Source organism: Stenotrophomonas sp. PE591, assembly GCF_018320795.1.
In the GTDB taxonomy this organism is placed as follows: domain Bacteria; phylum Pseudomonadota; class Gammaproteobacteria; order Xanthomonadales; family Xanthomonadaceae; genus Stenotrophomonas; species Stenotrophomonas maltophilia.
This window is the reverse complement of sequence record NZ_JAAOKO010000004.1, coordinates 311,029-326,706: the sequence shown is the minus strand read 5'-3', so window position 1 is coordinate 326,706 and position 15,678 is coordinate 311,029. Positions and strand designations below refer to the sequence as shown.

Genomic DNA, 15,678 nt, shown 5'->3' with positions numbered 1-15,678 from the left:
GCGTGCGTCAGGAAATCGTCAGAGGGGCCACTCCAGGCTGAACCGGCATCCCTGCTGCGATGAATGCACCGTCATCCTCCAACCCAGGTGCTCGACGATGCGCTGCACGATCGACAACCCCAGCCCCTCGCCGCTGTGCACGCTACCGGGCACGAAGCGCTGGAACAGCTGTGGATCGATACTGGAGGGCAGGCCGGGCCCCGTGTCGGCGACGATGAGTGCGGCGTCGTGGAGGGTGATCCGGACTTCGCCGCTTTCGGTGTACTGGCAGGCGTTGCGCAGAAGGTTCCAGATCACGCTGTGCGCAAGATCCGCGTTGGTGTGCAGCACGGTGTCATGCAGGGCATCAAACGCAACGATCACCGGCTTGCCGGAAAGCCAGGGCTGGCACCGCTCCATGCAGCATTCAACCAGCGCACGCAGGGCCACCTCGTTGCGTGGCACGGTGCTGGGGGCGCGAGAGAGCAGCAGCAGGCAGGTCAGCTGGCGCTGCATCTCCTGGGTGGTGCGCAGGATGCGCTCGGCACTGGGAACCAGGTGGCTGTCGGCCGGAAGCTGGCAGGCCAGCGTCTCGGCAGCACCACCGATGATGGCCAAGGGCGTGCGCAGCTCGTGGCTGGCATCGCCGCTGAAGCACTGTTCGCGATGCAGGAACCGTTCGAGCTCGTCACTATGGCGGGCAAAGGCGCGCGCGAGCACGCCGATCTCATCGCGTGCGTCCTGGTAGGGAAAGGGCTTGTGGCCGTCCTGCACCGCATCGGCCAATCGTGTGATGGGCGCGATGACGTGGGTCGCGACCTTGCGACCGATCAGGAAGGCGCCAAGCACGCAGATCGAAATGACCAGTGCCGCAAAGGCATTGATCAGGTATTCCAGATAGCCATAGGGCGCTGCGTCCTGCAGCAGGTAGTAACGTTGGCCGGCACTGTCGAACACGCGCAGGTGCCACTCGTTGGGTGCTGCTTCGCCGTGATATCCCGGGCCATATTGGCGCAGCACGACAGGCACGTCCTGGGCATCGAACAGTGCGCTGCCGGAGGGCAGGTCGGGACGCCGACCACGGGCGAGTTCGTCCTGCAGGCGGCGTACTTCATTGTCCTGGGTCCGCGCGACGACAGCGGCCCGGACCTGATCGTAGTCCACCTGTTCGGCCAGTACGATGAAGCCCATGGCACCGGCCATCAACAGCACGAACGAGATCGTGATGCGGGTGCGCAGGCTCAGGCGGCGGTAGAGGGAGGCACGGGTCACGCCTGCATGCGCCAGCCGACGCTGTGCACCGTGGTGATGAGCGCGGTGTCGAAGCTGCGGTCCACCTGCAGGCGCAGCTCATGGATGTGGGTTCGCAGCGCGCCGCTGTCCGGTGGCTCGTCGCCCCAGACCAGGTACTCCATTTCCTGCTTGCGCACCACGGCCGGCGCCGCACGCACCAGGCACATCAGCAACTTGTGCGACGTGGGCGTCAGCGCAATGCAGCGGCCTTGCCGCCAGGCTTGTGGCGAGCGCGTGTCCACCTGCAGGTCCTTCCACGCCAGCACGCTCTGGACCTGGCGACCCTGCGCCCGTCGTACCAGGGCCTTGATCCGCGCATCCAGTTCCGTCAGCGAGAACGGTTTGACCAGGTAGTCATCCGCGCCCAGGGCCAAGCCCTGCACGCGGTCTTCGACCGGATCGCGCGCGGTCAGCATCAGGATCGGCACCGGGTTCTGGAACTCCTGGCGCAGCTTCTGGCACAGCGTCATGCCGTCCAGCCGCGGCAGCATCAGGTCCAGCAGGATGGCGTCGTAGTCGTGCTGCGTGGCCCGGCGCAGTCCGCTGGCGCCGTCGCGGGCGTCGTCCAGTACGTAACCCAGCGGTTCAAAGAAGGCATACAGGTTGGCAACCAGCTCGGGGTTGTCTTCGATGATCAGCAGGCGGGTCATGACATGCGTCCTTGCGCGTGGCCGAACTCTGCCCGATCGCTGGCCGAATGCCAATGCCCTTGCTGAATGGATCGCGGGTGAGGGCGCCCGCATCAAGCCCTGCTCAATCGGCCGGGCTGCGTGAATCGCGGACCGAGTAGATCACCGAGAAGATCTTCCAGCCCTGTTCGGTGTGGATCAGCTGCCACATTTCCTTGCCCCAGTTAGTCTTCACCCCATCGTCGTGGAAGCTGTAGTCAAACGAGACCGAAGCCACATCACCATCCGTCTCGATCTTCGTGTTGGTGAACTTCTCTTCCTTCGGCTTCGGCGAGGCGACCGCCCCGTCGATCAGCGCGATGAAGTTGTTTGCAGGAATCTGCCGTGCCTTGATTGCATCGGGCTTGGCCTTGCGGATGTCCTGCAGGCGCACATCCTCGGAAACGAACTGCCAGCCGATGTCTTCCGGTTTATCAGAGAAGAACAGGCCCATGTAGGTCGGCTTGTCCTTGTTGATCAGCGAAGTGCGGAACGCTTCGACCACCTGTTCGATCGCTTTTACATCCGCCGCTGATGGCTGCTGGCTTGCGTGGGCCGGCTGGCCTGCGATGAGGCCAACAATGAGAAACGCGCTCTGGAATCCGGTGGTTCGCATCATTCATGTCGGCCGCAGTGTGGTGGGAGCGCGCCAGGGCCACGGCTACAGGGCCCCGGCGCGCTCCGCATTCAACGATGCAGCGCGTCAACAATCAAGCCGGTGGCGATCTCCACCAGCAGGTACTCGCTATCGGACTGGCGCACCCAACGCCGGTCGCGGCCCGGCTCGCGCAGGTCATAGCGCGCGTAGTCGTCCACCCAGTAGCGGCGGTCCACTTCGGCCCACGGCAGGCGCTCGCCACGTCGCCAGGCCTTCTTCTGCCAGCCCGGCGGCGGCGCATCGCGGTGGTGCGGGCCGCCTGCGTGCGGCGGCGGGCCGTTGCCTCGGGCGTGGTGCGGCGGATCGGCGAAGGCGGGGGCCGCGGCCAACGCGGTGGCTGCGCTCAATGCGATGGCAAGCAAACGTGTGGTCTTCATGGGGATGCCTCCGTCATGGCCGCAGCATGCGGCGCTGTGGCGGGAATATAGGGCAATCCATGTGAATGAATGCGGGTGTAGGCGGTGCTTTTCTGAACGGACGGCGCGGCCTGCAGTCGTCGCCAGGCAGCGGATCATTGGACCGCGCCCGGGGCCGAGTCCGTTGCGGCCCAGCCTCCGCCCAACGACAGAAAAAGATCCATTTGCCGGTCAATGCGCTCCGCGCGCGATGCAGCCAATGCGGACTCCGCATCTGCCAGCGCGGCCTGGGCCGAAAGCACGTCGAGAAAATCGATCCTGCCGAAACGGTAGAGTTGCTGTGCCTGCCCGGCGGCCCGCGCTGCGTCCATCCGCGCCTGCGCCAGGCTGTGCTCGCGTTCGAGCTCCTGTGTGCAGGCAGAAAGCGCGGTCTCGGTCTGGCGCAATGCCTGCAGCACGATGCCGTCAAAGGACGCGAGAACTGAATCTGCATTGGCACCGGCCGCTGCGATGCGGGCCTTGGCCGCGCGGCGGTTGGGCCAGTGCCATGACAGCACGGGGCCGATGCTCGCACCGAAGCCGTCAGCCGACAGCAGATGCGCCGGTGTGCCGGCCACGCCCGAAGAGGCGCCCAGGGTGATCTGCGGATAGAGACCCGCCGTCTCAGCGCCGATCATTGCAGTTGCGGCGGCCAGCCTGCGTTCGGCTGCGCGTATGTCAGGGCGCCGCTGGAGCAGTTGCCAGCCGTCACCGACCGGTAGCGCCTGCTCCAGCTCAGGGGGCTGCGGGCATGCTTCGGCCTCCCTGGGATAGTCTGCCGGGAGCCTGCCCATCAATGCGGCCAGTTCGAACAGTGCGGCCTGGCGTTCGGCCAGCAGGCGCGGTATCGCCGCCGCGCTGCGGTTGACGGCGGCACCGGCACGGCTGACATCGAAGTCCGTTCCGCGCCCACCTGCAGCCAGCCGTCGGGTTGCCTCCAGCGTGGCGCGCTGTATTGCCATCACTTGCCGGGTTGCAGTGAGCGTGTGATTGCTTGTGCACACCTGGAGATAGGCACGGGTGACGGCCGCAGCGACGACCACGCGGACCTGGTCCCGTGCCGCAGCGACAGCCTCCGCGTCTGCGTTGGCGGCTTCGATGCCGCGGCGGATGCCGCCTGCGAGATCCAGCGGATAGGAGAGGTGGAGGCCCAGCGCATAGGATTGCGGTGCGGCCGACGCCTGGGTGTAACCACCGGCATGGGTGAGCGTGCCCGATGCATCCACGTCGGCCTGCACGGCACCGCGCGCACGGTACTCCAGCACGGTTGCGCTGGCGCGCCGAAGGTTGGCATCGGCGGCGCGCAGGTCGGTATTGGCCGCCAGTGCTTCGCGTACGTAGGCGTCAAGCTGAGGGTCGCCATACAGTCGCCACCACCGATCCGGTGGCGCGTCGTGGCTGAACGATGCGTCCTGGCCCGAGGCGAACGCCCGCGCCGCTCGTGGGGAGGCTGCGACAGCGCTCGCCGGCAGGTGATAGTCGGGGCCGGACACGCAGGCCGTCATCGGCAGCAGCAGGGCAAACAACCCACAACGTACTGTCCGCACGCTCACTTGCAGGCCCCCTGTGCCGAGGGCGCGATGGTCACATGTGCAGTGCGACCCACGATCAGACGCGTATCCGGCGGAGCATCATCGATACGGATGCGTACCGGGATGCGCTGTGCCAGCCTCACCCAGGTATAGGTCGGCGCCACGGCGGGCAGCAGGTTGTGGGTGCTTGAGCGCTGATCGTCGGCAATGCCGGCGGCGATGGTATCCACGTGTCCGCGGACGTCGTGGTCGTCGCCCATCAGCCGGGCCACGGCGGCATCGCCCTCGGTGATGCAGCCCAGTTTGGTTTCCTCGAAGTAGCCCTCGATACGCAGGCTGCGGGTGTCGATCAGCGCCAGTGCCTGCGCACCGGGTTGCAGGTAGTCGCCCGCGTGCAGGTCCAGGTTGGTGATGATGCATCGGTGGTCGCGCGCACCTCGGTGCGTTGCACGTTGAGCTGGGCAACGCGCTGTTCGGCCCGTGCCTGCGCCAGGGCAGCCAGCTCGGTATCGACCTTGGCGGCATTGCGTTCGCGCGTTTCCGAGGCGACCAGGTTGCCAAGTGCGTTGTCCCGTGTCGATTCGCGGCGGGCCAGCGCCAGCGTGGCGCGAGCGCTGCTGACCGCTGCGTCGGCCTTCTCAAGCGCGGCAGCGAAGCGCGGTTGATCCAGCACCAGCAGCAACTCTCCGGCGCTGACCCGCTGGTTGTCGTGCACCAGCACCTGGGTGACCAGCCCCCCCATGTCCGATGCAACGCGCACCACATCGGCGCGCACCCGTCCATCACGCGTCCACGGGCGCGTTTCGTAACGCTTCCAGATGGACAGTGCGGCGACGACAGCAATCGCGAATACAACCAGCGTAGCGCTCCAGCGCCCGATGACGGCAAGCAGGTGTTTCATTTCATTTCTCGAGCAGGGGCGAGAGCCGGATCATCAGCTCCGCCAGGATCACGAACAGGGACAGGCCCACCAAGGGCCGCGCGGCGAACAGCCGGTACAGGCCGAGGCTGGCGAGCAGGCGCGAGGTCAGCATCGACAACGCCAGCGCGGCGGCGGCCACGGCGAGCAGGCCGGGGATCAGCACGCCATCAATGGAAAGATCAGAGAGCATGTGGTCAGTGCCGATGGGTGAGCGGGGATGCCAGCAGGTCGCGGCGCAACCCGCAGAGCAGGTGCGACAGATGCCTCTGATCAGCCCCGCTGCTGGCCGTCGCGGCCTCGCGCATGCGGTCGAGCAGTTCCAGAAGATGGATGTCGACACTGCGTGCCGAGTGGGCGCGAACCCTGAAATGTGCAGCGATGCGTTCGACCAGCGCCGCATGAAGCGCCCGAACCTGCGGGTTGTGCAGCCGCCTTTCCAGCGCGCGGAGTTGGCTGGATGCACGTACCGCGCGCACGTCCGCAAACAATGCCCGCAGGTCGTGCGCGGCGCTCGAACGGCCCTGCAACCTGGGAGCGAGCAGCCCGATTCGATCCAGCATTCGGCTAAGCCACGCGCGGGTCACATCACCTTGTCCGGCGGCGTGTCGTGCGATATCCCGACGGATGGAACCCTCCAACCGCGTGCGGTTGCGGCCCGCATGGGCGGTCTGGAACAACTGCATGCTGCACAGTGCCATTGCCGTACCGACGAACAACGCAACGCTGTTGTTGAGTGCGCCGACGATGTTGAACGTATTGGTGGCGCCCAGGCCGGCGATGAGCGGAAACGTCAGCACCACGCCCAGCGCAGCCATAATGAAGGGCGGCCGGGCCAGGAACGATCCGCACAGCAGCAGCACCGGCGCCAGCGCGGCCATCAGGCCGACGAAATCGGACAGCGCGGGGAAGATCAGCAGACCGTAGAGCAGGCCGACGGCAACGCCGATGCACGATCCCACCAGATAGCGCATGACATGCGGCGCAGGCGCTTCGATCGTGCCGAACAGCACGCACGCCGTGCCGATGATGGACACCGCCGTGGCGCCCTCCGACCAGCCGGTAACGATCCACAGAACGCAGCTCAGCAGGATGCCTACGAACGCCCCCAGTGCGCTGCGCGCGGCGTTCCTGTGATCCCGGTGAATCACTGCGCCCTGCACATTCCGCGCAAGACGGTCAGGCACATGCAGGCGCCAGTCGGGGCGGGCAGTGTGCAGTTGTGCCTGCAGCACGCGGCAGTCGGCGTGGGCGAGGTCGAGCTCGGCCTGTTGCGCGGCGAGGCTGGCCTGCAGCAGATCGCTCCAGCCGCTTGCATCCATTGTGCCGGCCTGCGGTGAACGCAGCCGAGCGATGGAATCTTCCATCGCGCTGGACAGCATCAGCACGTCCAGCATCCGGTCATGCAGGGCACGTAGGATCTGCACCTGGGCCACGCCGTGGGCGCTGTCGAAGGGCAGGTGGATCGACAGCACATGCAGCTCGAGCAGGTCGGCGGCCACTTTCGAGCGGTCCGTCGCCAGCACCGTGTCCGATGCACTGGCGCGCATGTCGCGTGTCCATCGTTCCGCATCTTCCAGCACGGCAGCAACCCGTGCGTGCACGCGCATCGAAACCCGGCGCGGCAGCACCAACCCATGTACCAGCGTGGCGGCCAGGATGCCGATGGCGATTTCCTGCACCCGCGTGATGGCAATGGTGAACACCTCTCCCGGCACCATCACCGCAGGAAACCCGATCAGGCTGGTGGTATAGCCGGCCAGCAGGAACGCGTACGCACGTGGCGTGCGGTCGAGCATCGCCAGGTACAGGCACAGCGCCATCCAGGTGGCGAGCGCGGCGCTCAGCACCAAGGGCGCATTGGCGAAGCGTGGCACCAGCGCGACGGTGGCGACGGCCCCGCCCACGGTACCGAGCAGGCGGAACAGGCCGCGGCTGAGCGTTGCCCCGGAAAGAGGCTGTGATACCAGATAGACCGTGCCGATCACCCAGAACGGGCGGTTCAGGCCGACCCTTAGAGAGACATAGAGCCCCAGCGACGCGGCGAGCAGGCATTTGAGCGAGAACAGCACCGCCTCCTGGTCGGTCCTGAGGGCAGGGCTTTTAAACCGGGCAAATGCCTGGAGCAGGTGGGGGCGGAGCGGGGTGGGGGAGTGCATGCAGCTCATGCTAGTGATCGGCCGCACTGGCGAATTTCGCTACAATGACAACCAATCGCTAAAACCAGTCAATGTGAGAATGGCTCGCATTTCGCTCCCCGGCTTTGACCTGGACCCGGACGAGACCGATCGCCCGGCGGTTGCCAGCCGCCTGCAGGTGGCCGAGCACGACGCGGAAATTCCGGTGCATGAGCATCGAAAGGGTCAGCTCATTCTTGCGCTGCATGGGGCGGTGACCTGCGAAGTGGCCAATGCGCTGTGGATCGTGCCGCCCCAGTGTGGCGTCTGGATTCCGGGCGGCATGCCGCACAGCAACCGCGCCACCGCCAACGCGCGCCTGTGCTACCTGTTCGTCGAGCCCGGCATCGTCGACCTGCCGGCGCAGTGCGTGACGCTGGCCATCTCGCCGATGCTGCGCGAGATGATCCTGCACCTGGCCGACGCGCCGCTGGACTATCCGCATGGCAGCCACACCGACCGACTGGCGCGGGTGTTGCTGGACGAGCTGGTACAGATGCCGGCCGAGCATCTGTCGCTGCCGGTCAGCCATCACCCGAAGGTGCGTGCGCTGGCTGCGGCGCTGTCGGCGGATCCGGCAGACCGCAGCACCATCGGCCAGTGGGCCGTGCGCCTGGCCCTGGGCGAGCGCACGTTGACCCGCCTCATCGAACGGGAAACGGGACTGTCCTTCGGGCGCTGGCGGCAGCAACTGCACCTGCTCATCGCCATTCGGGAACTCGCCGCCGGTGCACCGGTACAACGCGTTTCCGAGACGCTGGGCTATGAGTCGGTGACGGCCTTCATCACGATGTTCAAGAAAGCGCTTGGCCTTTCCCCGGCGCGGTACTTTGCGGTGCGCCTGCGTGGGCAGTAGCCGGGAACAACCCGGGAAGCGCCTGCCTGGAACAGCTACTTCAAGGCGCCGGAGACCGATTGAATCGCGGCCACCACCGCAGCAGGATCCTCGCGCTGGAGGGTGTGACCGGTTGCCAGGTAGCGGTGCGAGCCGCGCGTGAATCCCGAGAAGAGCAGGGCCTGCTGTGCTTTCCAGAGCGCCTTGCCCGCTGCGGTTTCTTCGAAGAACAGCGGTTCGGCAGCCAGCTGGGTTGCAGTCAGCAGCGCCACCGGCACGTCCGGCATCGTGCGCGGGGTTTCCGCACCGGGTGCATCCAGCTGTTCGGTCAGCACGGCGTAGTCGGCGGCCATGGCTGGCGGCAGCATCGCCCGCAGCCGGGCATCATCTGCCTGCACGCGGGCACTGTCGGCCTGCTTGAACGCATGGCGCTGACCCATCGTGGCCGGGTCCACCAGCACCAGGCCCTGCAGGCGCTCCGGATGGCGGCGTGCAAACTCCGTGGCCAGCAGGCCGCCATAGGAGTGACCCACCAGCACAACGCGGCGACCGGGGGCGAGCGTATCGATCACGGCCGTGAGGTCGGCCAGATGCGCATCGATGCGCTTGGGGTGACCGTCGCTGCCGGACTTGCCGAGTCCCGCACGGGCGTAGGTGATGCTGTGGTAGTCGCGCCCCAGACCGGCAACCACCTCCTTCCAGGCGCCCGCGCCCTGCCCGAAACCGGATTCAAAGACCACGGTGATCGGGCCGGCCCCGGTCTCTTCGGCCTGCAGCGCGTAGGCGCCGCGATCCACCTGGATTTCCCCTGCGTGCGCGGTGCCCACTGCGACCATCATGGCGGCCAGCGCCCACAACGTCACTCGGCTGCTCTTCATTGCCATTCCCCTGGGCCGTGACGCGTGCCAGCCCTTCCGATGGGTCAGGCCTGCAGCGGAGTGCCACAGCCTGCCGACCTCGCGACAGGTCGTGCTGGTAATGTAGTGAGGTATAACACCTAATCCCTGTGTAGGAAGTCATGGTGCATGAGGTCGCTGCGCCTGTGCTGCGGGTTGTTCCGCCCGTCTATCAACGCGGCTGACCTTGCCGGCATCTGGTGCGTCGGATCTGACGCTGCTTTTGCCCTTTGTCGCCGGCGTTGCAGCATTTGGAGGAAGGGATGCCGGCAATCTATTAGGTTGCATTGGCTATCGTCTGCGCTATGGTTGGAATTCAAACTGTGTATGGGCCCTATGAAGCTGACGCGCGGATGGTTTCTTGCACTATCTGTAATGTGGCTGGCCATTTCCGCTTTGATGCTGTGGCTGGGCCGAATCTGGGATGCGTGTGGTGCCTTCCTGGCTGCGACAGCCTTCGTTCTCGTTGCCTTTAGGAGAAAGCGGCATTTTGCAGATGGGTCCCCGGAGTAGCGGGCCTTCTCAACCACCTCTTTGCAAGGGGGCTTGAGATCATGACGTCATAGGTAATCGCATCGCGCTGGTCACCTCGGCAGGTACCGCCAGCTACACCATCCGGCAACTGTTGACCGTGGTGAATGCGAACGTCAGTGCGTTCAACAGGTGCATTAACAATGCGGAGAAGGGGCGAAGGTGAGGTATGCCGCAGCTGTCATTGCCGGTCTGGTTCTGGCCGGCTGTGCAACATCGGGTGGCGATATGATCGTGCGCGTCTCGGGAAGCGTGCCGCCAGGTCAGGGTGACGTTCGCGCTCTCGATTGTGAGCTGAGCATGCTCGGGGAGGGCGAAGGTGTAGTTTCGTCGAAACCGGTTGGAAGCACATTCTCGGTCCCCATGATGGTCGTTGCAGGGCCGGAACCCAGAAGCTACCAATTCGCAGTCGAATGCAGGGACGGTCGAAGGTTCGCATCCAAGGAAGTACGGATCAGTAGTCGGCGGTCCTATGCCCGGGACCTCAACCTTGGGGAGCTTCAGGAGTGGTGAGAGAGAGGAAGGGGCGACCGGGGGCGCACCTCCGTCGTATGCATCTGACGGATTCCAGTAGATGAATGGAGATTTCAACGCGCTCGAATGGTGTGACGCCACCTTGCTGGCCATCAACATTGACAGAAGCAATCCTGGCGTATGCGATGAGGTAAAGGTGCGGGTACGCTGGCCGGACGGCCGGCGGGCAACCGTCTGCTTCTCGGAAGCCTACGGGTGCTCGGCGCTCATGAACTTCGGCGTACTGGGGGAGGAGGGAATAGAGTTCGCCAGGGCCGAGGACGACGAGCCGGGACTCGCTGATCTCGTTGATCGTTGGAAGGCGGTCGGCTATCCGTTGTCCGGCCTGAAGTGTTTCCGTATCGAGACCACCTCGACCGGAAGCGTCATTCTCATCTACGCCAGGACATGGCGGATCGAGCATCTGCTGATGGCGGATGCAGTGCCCTGAAGGACATTCCGTGCCCAGATTCCTCACCCCCGACGAGGTCTCCCTCATCCACAGGCTGCTGCCCGAGACGACCGAACTGTCCGAACGGTTGTTGAAGGATCTGGCACTCGCCCAGGTGGAGGACGTGGAGGTCGTCGGATTCGGGGGCGTGGTGTTCCTGTCCAGCACGACCCAGGTTTTCGGAAGCGACATTGCCACGGCCATGCTTGCCGATGCCGACGGCGTACCGGTGAGGGTCACCTTGTGCCTGGACAATCACGATCAGCTCTTCGAGCTGGAGCTGTGCAAGGTGGACTTCTCGCCGATCATCGGCGTCGATCTGAGGAGCGCTTTCAGCGAGCACTGACGCCTGCTGAAAGCGATCCTCCCTGAAGGGCGTGGCACATGGCATTCACCCTTCGGGCTGCAACCGCCCCACCGCCTGCGCGCACAACGACTGGCAGGCCATGACCAACCCCTCCATCACCCGGTCGCCCACGTACTCTTCCGGTTCGCCATTCTGCCGGGTGCGCTCCGCCGCCAGTAGCATTTCCAGCACCACCCGCAATCCACTCAACGCGCAATCGGCATCGGCCAGGGCCAGGCAGCGGCCGGGCAGTTGATGCCGCTCGGGCCAGGGCTGTCCATCGGACGCCGCACCAGAGCCGATGCGGTGGAGATTGGCAATGAAGGTGTTCCTGTCCACTGTTGGCGCAGCCGGAGGCGAACCGTCGTCGCCGGCGGTGCTGCGGTAGGCGTGCAGATGCGGGAAGTCCGATTCGTTCATGGCAAGGCTCCGTGCAGGGCGATCGGTAGCCGCCACCCGAAAGGTGGCGGGCGGTACGTGGTTCGAATCCGGGTTGGCTTCAAGCCGGCGGGCGCGAACGCCCCCAACGCACCGCCCGCCGTAGCCGGCAGACGGATTGCCAGCCGGCGCCACGCATGGTGACGCCGGCTGGCAAGCGCACTTACTCAAAGCCAACACGGGATTCGAAGCCCGGCCACCCTTTTCCGGTGGCACGCCATCTGAGCCCCTGGCGCTGTGCAATGCCAATCAGAAGAGTTGCAAACATCACTCGATTGGAGACGCATTTGACATTGTCCTACGCTGTTAAGCCCCGCCAGTGCTGGCTGGCGTAGTGATCCGCCCGCAACGTGCAATCTGCGACAGGTGTCGAGGTTGTCACGGCGAACGGGACGCGCGCGGAGGGCCTATCGCGACAGGCGGTGCCAATTCAGGCTGCGTACCTCCCGGGTTGACGCTTTCAACGCCCCAGCGCACTCTGCAGGTTGGGGTCGACAACCCGTTCAGGGGCAGGGCTGCAGGGTGGTACCAGGAGGCGGAACAGCCATGAGCCAACTCACCGACAGCTTCGGACGCAGCTTTCCGTACCTGCGCTTGTCGCTCACCGAAGCCTGCAACTTCCGGTGCAGCTACTGCCTGCCCGACGGGTACCAGGCCGATGGCCACCCGCGTTTCCTGCAGGTGGATGAGATCGGCCGCCTGGTGCGGGCCTTCGCGGCGTTGGGCATGAGCAAGATCCGCCTGACCGGCGGCGAGCCCAGCCTGCGCAAGGATCTGGACGAGATCATCGCCACCGTGGCGGCGGTGCCGGGCATCCGCAAGGTGGCCATCACCACCAATGGCACGCTGCTGCCGCGGCGCCTGCCGGGTTGGCACCGGGCAGGCCTGACTGCGCTGAACGTGAGCATGGACAGCCTGCAACGCGAGCGTTTCCACACCATCACCGGGCACGACCGCCTGCCGGAGATCCAGCAGGGCCTGGCGCTGGCGCAGGCGTTGGGCCTCCCGGCGATCAAGCTCAACGCGGTGCTGCTGCGTGGCCTGAACGACGACGAGCTGCCGCAGTGGATGGATTACCTGCGTGACCGCCCCTTCAGCGTGCGCTTCATCGAGTTGATGCGCACCGGCGACAACGAAGCCTATTTCCAGCGCCACCACCTGCGCGCCGACGTGGTGATCGAGCAGCTGCTGGCTGCCGGTTGGCACGAGCGCCCGCGCGCCGGCGATGCCGGTCCGGCGCGCGAGTTCGGCCACCCCGACCATCGCGGCAGCATCGGCATCATCGCCCCGTATTCGCGTGACTTCTGCAAGGGCTGCAACCGCCTGCGGGTGACCGCCAAGGGCGACCTGCGGCTTTGCCTGTTCGGCGAGTTCGGCGTGCCGCTGCGCCCGCTGCTGCAGCGCGATGAGGACCACGACGCGCTGCTGGCACGCATCACGACCCAGCTTGGCCTGAAAGCGGCCGGGCATGGACTGCACCAGGGCCAGACCGGGCTGACCCCGCACCTGGCCTCGATCGGAGGATGAGCAACACGATGAGTGGGGAATTGAACGCGGCCTTCCACATGGCCGATGTGCGCAACAAGCGCATCAGCCGCCGCCGTGCGGTGGCGGTGGGCGAGTTGCATGCCGGTCCAGTGGCCTATCCGCTGATCGTCGAGCGCCGCCTGCCCAAGGGCGATGCGCTGGTGATGGCCGAGATTGCTGGACTGCAGGGCGCCAAGATGGCGTCGATGCTGATGCCGCTGTGCCATCCGCTGCCACTGGAACTGGTGCAGGTGTTCTGCGCGCCGGTGCCGGAACGGCAGGCGATCCGCGTGTGGTGCGAGTGCGCCAGCGAGGCGCGCACCGGCGTGGAAATGGAAGCGTTGGCCGGCGTCAACGCGGCGCTGCTGACCCTGTACGACCTGAGCAAGCCGGTGGAGCCGGCGTTGCGCATCGAAGGCATCCGCCTGCTGTTCAAGGAAGGCGGCAAGCGCGGGGTCTGGCTGCACCCGGATGGCATGGACGAGGACGAGCGCGCGCGTTTCAACCCGCGTGCACCTAAGGGGTTGGAGGGTGCGGCCTGCGCGGTGATCACGCTGAGTGATCGCGCCAGCGAAGGCACCTATGAGGATATCTCCGGCCCGACCCTGGTGGCCGGGCTGAAGAAGCTGGGGGGCGAGGTGGTAGCCGCCGAGGTACTGCCCGATGGCATCGAGCCGTTGGCGGGCCGCCTGCAGGCCTTGGCCGCCGGCGGCGTGCGCCTGTGCCTGTGTACCGGTGGTACCGGGCTGGGCCCGCGTGACCTGACCCCGGAAGCGCTGCGTTCCTTGAACGCGCGGCCGGTGCATGGCCTGGCGCAGATGGTGCGGGCACTGAGCGCACAGCACACGCCGATGGCCTGGCTGAGCCGCGCCGAAGTGGTGCAGCTGGGCAATATGCTGGTGTTTGCATTGCCGGGCAGCCCGAAGGCGGCGGCGCAGTGCCTGGACATCCTGGCGCCGGTGCTGGGCCACGCCTTGGTCATGGTCGAGGGGGATGGCCACTGATGATTGCCTACAGCGATGCCTTGCAGCACCTGCTGGACGCGGCCACGCCGCTGCCGGCCGAGCATCTGCCGCTGCATGAGGCCGCAGGCCGCACGCTGGCCAGTGACATCCACAGCGCGCAGTCACTGCCGCCGTTCGACAATTCGGCGATGGACGGCTTCGCGCTGCGCGCCGACGGCGCGACGTTCGAGGCCGGTACCGAATTTGCCGTGCAGGGTTGGCAAGCGGCCGGCGATGCCGGTGCCGACGGCGGCGAGGGCGCCTGGGAGATCATGACCGGCGCGCGCATGCCGGTTGGGCTGGATACGGTGGTGCCGGTCGAGAACGTGGAGATCCTCGCCAGCGAGGACGGCCGCCCGACCCGCATCGCCCTGAAGGCATCGGTGAAGCCGGGCCAGAACGTGCGCCTGCGTGGCGAAGACGTTAGCGAAGGCGAGCGCGTGCTGCAGGCCGGCCAGGTGCTGGACATCAACGCGCGCACCTTGCTGCATGCGATCGGCGTGGGCGAGGTGGCGGTGGCGGCGCGGCCGAGGGCGGCGGTGATTGCTACCGGCAAGGAGCTGGTGACCGAGGCGGCGCATACGCTGGAATCCGGGCAGATCCGTGACAGCAACCGGCCGTACCTGGTCGGCCGCCTGCAGGCCGCCGGTGCCGAGGTGGTCTGGCAGGGCACGGTGGGCGATGAGGTGGCCGCGTTCAATGCGGTGCTGGATGCAGCGCTGGACGCGGGTGCGCAGCTGTTGATCAGCACCGGCGCAGTGTCGGCCGGCCGCTACGATTTCATTCCCGACGCGCTGCGCGGCCGGGGTGCGCGCATCGTGTTCCACAAGGTGGCGATCCGCCCCGGCAAGCCGTTGCTGTTCGCGGTGCTGCCCAATGGCGCGCTGTATTTCGGCCTGCCGGGCAACCCGGTGTCGGCTGCGGTGGGCCAGCGCTTCTTTGTCGAGCCGGTGCTGCGCCGCCTGCTGGGGCTGGCACCCGAGCAGGTGCTGACGTTGCCGCTGCAGGCCGACGTGCGCACGCCGCCGGGCCTACGCTTTCATGCGCGGGCCCGGGTGGAAGTGGACGCGCAGGGCCGCCTGAGTGCGCGCGTGCTGGCTGGGCAGGAGTCGTTCCGTTTGATGTCCATGCTGCAGGCCAATGCCTGGGTGGTGCTGGAAGGCGAGGGCGGCGTGGCCGCTGCCGGCACGCCGGTGCGTGTGCAGGGCTGGGGTCATCAGGACCCGGTGCAGCTGGCGAGCCAGGAGCCGTGATGAGACAGGTGAATCTGCAGTTGTTCGGTGCGTTTTCCGATCTGGATGCCAGCCGTGAGATCGCGGTGGAGGTGGCCGGTGGCACCGTGGCGGATCTGCGCGAAGCGCTGCGCGAGCTGCTGCCGCTGCGTTGGCCCGGTTTCCGCGCGGGCCTGCTGGACTATTCGGCATTCGCCGACCAGCAACGTGTGCTGCGCGACCATGACGCGCTGCCAGACGATGGCCGGGTGGCGATCCTGCCGCCGGTGAGCGGGGGCTGAGCG

Annotated in this window: 18 protein-coding genes; 7 read left to right on the top strand and 11 right to left on the bottom strand. The window is 66.4% G+C overall.

Annotated features, from left to right (window positions below):
* Window positions 1–18: 18 nt before the first annotated feature.
* The 9 genes from JLDANKMP_RS13375 to JLDANKMP_RS13340 all read right to left on the bottom strand — a co-directional run bounded on the left by JLDANKMP_RS13375 (window position 19) and on the right by JLDANKMP_RS13340 (window position 7,603).
* Window positions 19–1,251, bottom strand: a complete 1,233-nt coding sequence (locus tag JLDANKMP_RS13375) for a HAMP domain-containing sensor histidine kinase (protein WP_099498049.1) — start codon at window positions 1,249–1,251, stop codon at window positions 19–21.
* Entirely contained in the window at window positions 1,248–1,922 is a 675-nt protein-coding gene (locus tag JLDANKMP_RS13370; protein ID WP_032962486.1) for a response regulator transcription factor, read from the bottom strand. Before JLDANKMP_RS13370 ends, JLDANKMP_RS13375 begins: the two co-directional genes overlap by 4 nt.
* A gap of 103 nt (window positions 1,923–2,025) precedes the next feature.
* The gene (locus tag JLDANKMP_RS13365; RefSeq protein WP_212561375.1) at window positions 2,026–2,556 is read right to left on the bottom strand and encodes a nuclear transport factor 2 family protein; all 531 of its coding nucleotides are present in this window, start codon (window positions 2,554–2,556) and stop codon (window positions 2,026–2,028) included.
* Between the two features lie 71 nt (window positions 2,557–2,627).
* Window positions 2,628–2,975 carry an RcnB family protein gene (locus JLDANKMP_RS13360; RefSeq protein ID WP_212561374.1) on the bottom strand — a complete coding sequence of 116 codons (348 nt, stop codon included), beginning with the start codon at window positions 2,973–2,975 and terminating at the stop codon, window positions 2,628–2,630.
* 134 nt (window positions 2,976–3,109) lie between these two features.
* Entirely contained in the window at window positions 3,110–4,546 is a 1,437-nt protein-coding gene (locus JLDANKMP_RS13355; protein WP_212561373.1) for an efflux transporter outer membrane subunit, read from the bottom strand.
* Complete coding sequence (locus tag JLDANKMP_RS22295) at window positions 4,543–4,884, bottom strand: hypothetical protein (protein ID WP_249336931.1); 342 nt, start codon at window positions 4,882–4,884, stop codon at window positions 4,543–4,545. Before JLDANKMP_RS22295 ends, JLDANKMP_RS13355 begins: the two co-directional genes overlap by 4 nt.
* Complete coding sequence (locus tag JLDANKMP_RS22290) at window positions 4,875–5,426, bottom strand: biotin/lipoyl-binding protein (protein WP_249336913.1); 552 nt, start codon at window positions 5,424–5,426, stop codon at window positions 4,875–4,877. The genes JLDANKMP_RS22295 and JLDANKMP_RS22290 overlap by 10 nt, the downstream gene beginning before the upstream one ends.
* Before the next feature lies 1 nt (window position 5,427).
* Window positions 5,428–5,637, bottom strand: a complete 210-nt coding sequence (locus tag JLDANKMP_RS13345) for a DUF1656 domain-containing protein (RefSeq protein ID WP_049471367.1) — start codon at window positions 5,635–5,637, stop codon at window positions 5,428–5,430.
* Window positions 5,638–5,641: 4 nt separating this feature from the next.
* Window positions 5,642–7,603 carry an FUSC family protein gene (locus tag JLDANKMP_RS13340; RefSeq protein WP_249336912.1) on the bottom strand — a complete coding sequence of 654 codons (1,962 nt, stop codon included), beginning with the start codon at window positions 7,601–7,603 and terminating at the stop codon, window positions 5,642–5,644.
* Window positions 7,604–7,682: 79 nt separating this feature from the next.
* Here JLDANKMP_RS13340 and JLDANKMP_RS13335 point away from each other — a divergent pair, with 79 nt between their 5' ends.
* The gene (locus JLDANKMP_RS13335) at window positions 7,683–8,477 is read left to right on the top strand and encodes a helix-turn-helix transcriptional regulator (protein WP_014647399.1); all 795 of its coding nucleotides are present in this window, start codon (window positions 7,683–7,685) and stop codon (window positions 8,475–8,477) included.
* Between the two features lie 35 nt (window positions 8,478–8,512).
* On the opposite strand, the gene JLDANKMP_RS13330 is transcribed toward JLDANKMP_RS13335, so the two are convergent.
* Complete coding sequence (locus JLDANKMP_RS13330; RefSeq protein WP_212561372.1) at window positions 8,513–9,334, bottom strand: alpha/beta hydrolase; 822 nt, start codon at window positions 9,332–9,334, stop codon at window positions 8,513–8,515.
* A 1,123-nt stretch (window positions 9,335–10,457) separates the two neighbouring features.
* Here JLDANKMP_RS13330 and JLDANKMP_RS13325 point away from each other — a divergent pair.
* Window positions 10,458–10,847, top strand: coding sequence for a hypothetical protein (locus tag JLDANKMP_RS13325; RefSeq protein ID WP_123958656.1), 390 nt, complete (start codon window positions 10,458–10,460; stop codon window positions 10,845–10,847).
* 10 nt (window positions 10,848–10,857) lie between these two features.
* The gene (locus tag JLDANKMP_RS13320) at window positions 10,858–11,193 is read left to right on the top strand and encodes a hypothetical protein (RefSeq protein ID WP_134709321.1); all 336 of its coding nucleotides are present in this window, start codon (window positions 10,858–10,860) and stop codon (window positions 11,191–11,193) included.
* 45 nt (window positions 11,194–11,238) lie between these two features.
* On the opposite strand, the gene JLDANKMP_RS13315 is transcribed toward JLDANKMP_RS13320, so the two are convergent.
* Window positions 11,239–11,613, bottom strand: a complete 375-nt coding sequence (locus JLDANKMP_RS13315) for a hypothetical protein (RefSeq protein ID WP_212561371.1) — start codon at window positions 11,611–11,613, stop codon at window positions 11,239–11,241.
* Window positions 11,614–12,177: 564 nt separating this feature from the next.
* On the opposite strand from JLDANKMP_RS13315, the gene moaA reads away from it, so the two are divergent.
* Genes moaA through JLDANKMP_RS13295 form a run of 4 tightly spaced genes read left to right on the top strand, consistent with a single transcriptional unit; the run spans window position 12,178 to window position 15,675 of the window.
* Window positions 12,178–13,158 (top strand): GTP 3',8-cyclase MoaA, encoded by a 981-nt coding sequence (gene moaA, locus JLDANKMP_RS13310; protein ID WP_212561370.1) that lies wholly within the window; start codon window positions 12,178–12,180, stop codon window positions 13,156–13,158.
* An 8-nt stretch (window positions 13,159–13,166) separates the two neighbouring features.
* Window positions 13,167–14,162, top strand: a complete 996-nt coding sequence (gene moaCB, locus JLDANKMP_RS13305) for a bifunctional molybdenum cofactor biosynthesis protein MoaC/MoaB (protein WP_212561423.1) — start codon at window positions 13,167–13,169, stop codon at window positions 14,160–14,162.
* The gene (gene glp / locus JLDANKMP_RS13300; RefSeq protein ID WP_212561369.1) at window positions 14,162–15,415 is read left to right on the top strand and encodes a gephyrin-like molybdotransferase Glp; all 1,254 of its coding nucleotides are present in this window, start codon (window positions 14,162–14,164) and stop codon (window positions 15,413–15,415) included. The genes moaCB and glp overlap by 1 nt, the downstream gene beginning before the upstream one ends.
* Window positions 15,415–15,675, top strand: a complete 261-nt coding sequence (locus JLDANKMP_RS13295) for a MoaD/ThiS family protein (protein WP_212561368.1) — start codon at window positions 15,415–15,417, stop codon at window positions 15,673–15,675. The genes glp and JLDANKMP_RS13295 overlap by 1 nt, the downstream gene beginning before the upstream one ends.
* Window positions 15,676–15,678: the final 3 nt, after the last annotated feature.